At 53.4% G+C, this 1,384-nt stretch carries 1 protein-coding gene; it reads left to right on the top strand.

What is annotated here, in order from left to right; genetic code table 11:
• The first annotated feature begins 263 nt into the window (after positions 1 to 263).
• Complete coding sequence (locus I6F16_RS38370; RefSeq protein ID WP_346656633.1) at positions 264 to 584, top strand: hypothetical protein; 321 nt, start codon at positions 264 to 266, stop codon at positions 582 to 584.
• The last annotated feature ends 800 nt before the right edge of the window (positions 585 to 1,384 follow it).

Genomic DNA, 1,384 nt, shown 5'->3' with positions numbered 1-1,384 from the left:
TGGCCCATAGGCGACCTTCGATCATGTCTGCTGTTTGTGCCGCTGTTGAACGATGAGCGGACATCTGGAGCGCCCGAACTAAGCGCGTGAACACGCTCCAGATCGCCGATTGCTGGGAGGTTCGCTTTCGGGGTTGATGGGCGGTACAGCACGACAAGACCGGCTTAAACGCAGACCAAATCACTGCTCAATTGCTGAATTCAGTACTTGACTTAACCCAATGCTTCTGTTTGCCCCGGTAGCCGCACATACGTGCCACTCTCATGCAGCTCCAGCCAGCCGCGCTCCTGCGCCAACGCGACTGCGGCGCTGAACTGTTGACCCGTGCCGCCCTGTTTAAGGAAAGGCACATTGATCAGCTCAATGACGATCCGTCCGTCCTGTACGGGTTTAATGCCGCTGGCGATCTCGACAAGCTTTCCAGCGGCGACTTCCGATCAGCTAAGGGGCGGGCAGCGGTGTGTTTCATGTCGGACAATCGAAATATTGAGTCGCCGTGGAAGACCAAGCACGTGTGCGGTGTCAGCCAATATGAAGCTACTTCGGCTTCTGCTTGTCTGCCAACTCGCGAGCGGCCAAGCTAAGCTCCAGCTCTCTGAGCTGTTCGACCAACTCCTCTACTATCTCCTCGTAGTCAGATCGCGACAGGGAGTGTATGCCGCGCGATGTCATCTGGCTTCGTAGAATAGTTGCCATCATGGCTTTGACGCTCATGACCTCTCGCTCAAAAAGCTAATCGTCATAAAAACAATCGGAAGTAGAAGCCAAACACTGGGGGTGCGCAATCTCCGTAGAATTACGGCCATGGCGGACCATTGCAGTGCAAATACGGCATGCTCAACGACCACTTTAGCCGCGCGCTTCGACATTGAGCCCGAAAAAACGCAATGGATTGCGCCCATTGTGATTGACGCGCGATTTGAAACCGCAGCGAAAGCCGATCGAGATTCGGAAAGTAAAATTGGTTCAGAGCTATAACTATAATGACTCCGACGCAAAAATAGAAAATAGGGTGCAAAAAACAAAAAATGAATGGGAGGAGTAGGTGGATACTGTGAGTCGCCTGCGCGCGATGGCATCGCTGTGCCGTCAGACTGCCGCGCATCACCCCGATAGAAGTTGGAAACTGCTCGCCGAAGCTGAGTATTGGGAGCATTTAGCCAACCATGCGCTGCACGATCACTCGTGCGCATCTGCTTTCCCGCTCCTAGCAATCGGAGATGATGCGAACACCACGCAATCGGCGCCCAGTATGGCGGTATGAGCGTTTCGGTTATTTTCTGTTCTGGCCGGAGGGACTCTCAAACTCGTCGCGCGAGTACGAGCAAGTTGGCAGTTGCAATCGCACTTACATTACGAAAAAGCTGAACTGATCTTTTTAGCA

It is taken from the genome of Bradyrhizobium sp. IC4060 (assembly GCF_020193715.1).
GTDB classification, from domain to species: domain Bacteria; phylum Pseudomonadota; class Alphaproteobacteria; order Rhizobiales; family Xanthobacteraceae; genus Bradyrhizobium; species Bradyrhizobium yuanmingense.
The sequence above is the reverse complement of the archived record's forward strand: the minus strand, read 5'-3'. Positions and strand labels throughout refer to the sequence as shown.